Genomic DNA, 4,590 nt, shown 5'->3' with positions numbered 1-4,590 from the left:
GCAACTCAACGGCCTATGAGATCCTCATTGCTAAGAAAGTTAGCCGACTCTGGGGATCCCTGCGTAATATATTTTTTCACACGCTCCCGCGCAAATTCGCCATCCTAAATATTAGCCATTCTAAGTATTGAGCAGTTGGCGAGCGGAGGGAGAAACAATGAATGCTCAGCAACGCGGCCAAATCATCGCTTCTGAGTGGATGATCGACAGCCAAAACCCGGTACACTCCATTTCTCGGCTCAAGCGTCGGGCGACCTACTCCGATGTAACCCTCTGGTGGTTGGTGGTGCAACTCAACCTGATGGAACAAAACTCTATTCATACCGATCACCGATAGGATGGACGGCACAAGAACAATCGGCTGCACGAAAATCCCAGCCCAGGAACATCCCGGATCCTAAATCCAATCTTAAAACTTAAAAAAAACAAAAGAAGAGCTGAAAGTTGAGTCGGGTTGCACCTCGAACACCAGCTCTTCTGGACAGAGTAAGGAATAGAGATAAAGAAGAACCGAGTCTCGACCCCCCTTTAATCCTCCAGAGGCAAAGCCGCCACCTGAGCCGATTGCACTGGCAAGGGGAAGAAAGGCCGCTGCACAATCTCAGTTGCCAACACACTGCGCAACTGGGCAGCTACCGCCACCGTTGTGACATCGTAGGTTTGGGTAGCCAGGCGCGGGTAGAAGCCAATGCCGAGGATCGGCAACAGCAGACAGAGGGCCACCGCCATTTCCCGCGGGCGCATATCCCCCAGGTAATCTTCCAAAACTAGGCCGGGATCCTGAGCCCCGTAGAACACCTGACGCAGCATGGAGAGCAAGTAAATGGGCGTCAGAATGATGCCCACTGCCGCCAGCAGGGCAATTCCCGCTTTGAAGGTCGGCGCATAGGCATCGCTGGTGGTCAAGCCCAAGAACACCGTCAGCTCACCCACAAATCCACTCATCCCCGGCAGCGCCAGAGAGGCCAGGGATCCCGCCGTAAACAGGGCAAAAGCCTTCGGCATCTGCTTGGCCAACCCTCCCAACTTGTCGAGGGCAAGGGTGTGGGTGCGCTCGTAGGTGATCCCCGTCAGGAAGAACAAAACTGCAGCGATCAGACCGTGGGAGATCATCTGCAGCACTGCCCCATTGATGCCCAGCTCCGTAAAGGCGGAGATCCCGATCAACACAAAGCCCATGTGGGCAATGGACGAATAGGCCAAGCGCCGCTTGAGATGGTTCTGACCAAAGGCCGCCAACGCCCCGTAGATGATGTTCACCACACCCAACACCGCCAGCACCGGGGCGAAGTACACGTGGGCTTCCGACAACATGCCCACATTCATGCGGATCAGGCCATAGCCACCCATCTTGAGCAGAACCCCCGCCAAGATCATGGAAATGGGAGCAGAGGCTTCGCTGTGGGCATCCGGCAGCCAGGTGTGCAGCGGAAAAATCGGCAGCTTCACCCCAAAGGCGATCAGCAAAGCCGCATACACCAACAGCTCCAAGGCCACCGGGTAAGACTTAGCGCTCAGCTCTGCCATCTCCAGGCTAAAGCCCTCGCCATAGAAGGCCATTGCCAGGGATCCCACCAGGATAAAAATAGAGGCGGCAGCGGTGTAGAGGATGAACTTGGTGGCGGCGTACTGGCGCTTCGGCCCACCCCAGATGGAGATGAGCAGATAGACCGGCACCAGCTCAATCTCCCACATCAGGAAGAATAGAAGCATGTCCTGCGCCAGAAATACGCCCACCTGGGCACCGTACATCAGCAGCAGCAAGAAGAAAAACAAACGCGGCTTATGGGTGAGATTCCAAGCCGCCACAATCGACAGGGTTGTGATCAAACCCGACAGCAACACCAGCGGGAAGGAGAGGCCGTCCACCGCCAGCGACCAGTGGAACCCAATTTGGGGCACCCAGGCGTAGCGCTCCGCCAGTTGCAGAGAAAAGTCCTGCAGGTCATAGTGCCGCGCAAAGACATAGGCCATCAGGCCCAAATCAAAAGCCCCCACAGCGAGGGCATACCAACGCACCCAACGGCTCTGGGGGATCAAGGGGATCCCAAAGGCTGCCAGCAGAGGCAAGAGCACCAGCACCGACAGCCAGGGAAACTCAAGAGAATTGCTCATGACCGGGAATAAATACTCATGCTCGATATCTCAATGATATGAAGCTGTGTAAACAAATGGGAAGCGATATTTACAAAAAAATCTGCGCCATCGCGCAGATCTCGAGAAGGTTTCTCCAATGCCAATCATCGAGGATCCTCAAGGGATCCGGCGCGATAGCGCTCCGTCGGGTGGATAGGCCGCCCGAGCTGGCCAGGGATCCTCCGGCCAAGCAAGATCTCGGCTCCTGAACTCCCCCGGTACCTGGGGGGGTCTACTCATCTTCGGCAAAGACAAAGCGGTGTAGCTCGTCCAGAGTTGGCTCTGGGCTTTCCAGAGCAAAAAGAACCGCGTCCTCAATCACGGCGCTGACCTCCGCGTGGATGGCTTGGAAGTCTGCCTCGGACATTAGGTTGTGCTCCAGGGCATAGCGTTCCAGTTGCTTGATGGGATCCCGCTGCCGCCAGAACTCTTTTTCCTCAGGACTGCGCAGCTCGTCAGGGTCGGCCAGAGAATGGCCCCGGAAACGATAGGTGATGCACTCCAGCAAGGTGGGGCCTTCTCCGGCACGGGCGCGGGCGATGGCCTGTTGGGCGGCCTCTCGCACTGCTAGCACATCCATCCCATCCACCTGGTAGCCGGGCATGCCAAAAGCCGGGCCTTTGCGGTAAATATCGGTGTCGGAAGTGGCGCGTTCATGGGCCATGCCAATAGCCCAGAAGTTATTTTCCACCACATAGACGATGGGCAACTTCCAGAGGGCGGCCATGTTGAGGCACTCGTAAAACTGGCCGTTGTTGCAGGCTCCATCCCCAAAGAAGCAGGCGGTTACCTGGTCAGTGCCCCGGTATTTGGCAGAAAAAGCAGCCCCCGTCGCCACTGGGATCCCTTCGGCCACAAAGGCATAGCCCCCCAAGAAATTGTGCTCCGCCGAGAAGAGGTGCATGGAACCACCCCGACCCTTGCTGCAGCCGGTGGCCTTGCCGAACAACTCTGCCATGACCGCCCGCGGCGGGATCCCGGTGCTGAGGGCATGCACATGATCGCGGTAGGTGCTGCACACGTAGTCGGTGGGCTTGAGCGCCTTGATCACCCCCGTAGAGACGGCCTCTTGGCCGTTGTACAGATGCACAAAGCCGAACATCTTGCCCTTGTAGTACATTTCGGCGCACTTGTCTTCAAACAGGCGGCCCAGCACCATGTCTTCATAAAGAAGACGAGCCTCTTCGGCAGAAATGCGAGCAGTTGTGGAGCGCGAAGTAAGTTCTTGAACCATGCTGCGGTGCAACGAATCAGAGGTATCTTAGGCGGTCAGCAGTGAGCTTTGCGGTTTGCCCATTATCTCATGCTCCAGTCTGTCTGCCACCTTACCTGGAAATCCCATCCTGCAGGGCCGAAAGCGGTTGTTTCGAGGCCAAGGGAGTTAAACTGAAAGGCTAGGGCAAGAGGCGTTTCCATTGCAGCAGCCGCATCAGGACTCCGTCCCGCAAACGCGAATCTTGAACACCAGAGGGGGGGTTTCTTCTGCTCTCGGCTTGGACGTCGATCTGCTGGAGCCGGGGGCAAGAGGTATTTGGCCAGCCAACGTGACGGGGTGCGCCCATGGGAGCCCGTTGGGTTAGCGGTTTTGCGGCGGTGTTGTTTGCGTTGGCGGTCACCCTGCTAGGGGGCTGGTATTTTACTGCAGCCATTGGGCTAATCATTTTTTTGGCCCAGTTGGAGTTTTTTCGCTTGGTGCAAGCCAAAGGCAATGCGCCGGCCATGCGCACCACCATGTTTTCCAGCCAGGTGCTGGTGATTTTGCAGCAGGTGAGGCCGGAGTGGACCAGCCCTGCCTTTATCGTGGCGGGATCGATCATCTGTTTTTATTTGCTCTTTAAGCCCAAGGTGGCCACCATTGCCGATATTGCCACCTCGATTTTGGGGTTGTTCTACTGTGCGTTGCTGCCCAGCTTCTGGATTCGGGTCAGGGCCTTGTCTTTTGCGCAAGGGCTGGGCGAAGGGCTATGGATTACGCTGTTGGCCATTGGCTGCGTGATCGCTGCCGATGTGGGGGCCTACCTGTGTGGTCGGGCCTTTGGGCGCACCAAGCTCTCCATCCTCAGCCCGAAAAAGACGGTGGAAGGGGCGGTAGCCGGGATTGCCGCCAGCATGACCCTTGCGGTGGTTGGAGCCTATTACCTGGGCTGGCCGTGGAGCTGGTTGAGTGGGGGCATTCTGGGGTTTTTGATTGGGTTAACCAGCCTGCTGGGAGATCTCACAGAATCTCTGATGAAACGGGATGCAGGGGTGAAAGATTCCGGGGATCTGATCCCAGGCCACGGTGGCATCTTGGATCGGGGAGACAGCTATGTGTTCACCGCGCCACTGGTGTTTTACTTCATGGAATGGCTCAACGCTTACTCTGGGCTCTAGAGCCATCTCGTAAGCCTGCCAAAACCCAAGAACGCACACCAGTTACAAGTGGAGGAGTCCTCAATTCAAAATGGCTTGGCA

4 protein-coding genes are annotated in these 4,590 nt (G+C 56.8%); 2 read left to right on the top strand and 2 right to left on the bottom strand.

All coding sequences use genetic code 11. The features are described 5' to 3' along the window. The first annotated feature begins 157 nt into the window (after positions 1-157). Positions 158-337: a hypothetical protein gene (locus NW820_RS00690; protein WP_011431964.1), complete on the top strand. Its 180-nt coding sequence runs from the start codon at positions 158-160 to the stop codon at positions 335-337. Positions 338-528: 191 nt separating this feature from the next. Here the strand turns inward: NW820_RS00690 and NW820_RS00685 are convergent, their stop codons facing one another. Together NW820_RS00685 and pdhA are read right to left on the bottom strand one after the other, a co-directional pair. Beyond that, complete coding sequence (locus NW820_RS00685) at positions 529-2,115, bottom strand: NAD(P)H-quinone oxidoreductase subunit 4 (RefSeq protein WP_414406404.1); 1,587 nt, start codon at positions 2,113-2,115, stop codon at positions 529-531. A 253-nt stretch (positions 2,116-2,368) separates the two neighbouring features. Then, positions 2,369-3,370 (bottom strand): pyruvate dehydrogenase (acetyl-transferring) E1 component subunit alpha, encoded by a 1,002-nt coding sequence (pdhA, locus tag NW820_RS00680; protein ID WP_414350741.1) that lies wholly within the window; start codon positions 3,368-3,370, stop codon positions 2,369-2,371. A gap of 326 nt (positions 3,371-3,696) precedes the next feature. Between pdhA and NW820_RS00675 the strand changes: the two genes are divergently transcribed. Next, positions 3,697-4,509 (top strand): phosphatidate cytidylyltransferase, encoded by an 813-nt coding sequence (locus tag NW820_RS00675; protein ID WP_414329457.1) that lies wholly within the window; start codon positions 3,697-3,699, stop codon positions 4,507-4,509. The last annotated feature ends 81 nt before the right edge of the window (positions 4,510-4,590 follow it).

The sequence above is a fragment of the Synechococcus sp. R55.7 genome (assembly GCF_047461955.1).
In the GTDB taxonomy this organism is placed as follows: domain Bacteria; phylum Cyanobacteriota; class Cyanobacteriia; order Thermostichales; family Thermostichaceae; genus Thermostichus.
The sequence above is the reverse complement of the archived record's forward strand: the minus strand, read 5'-3'. Positions and strand labels throughout refer to the sequence as shown.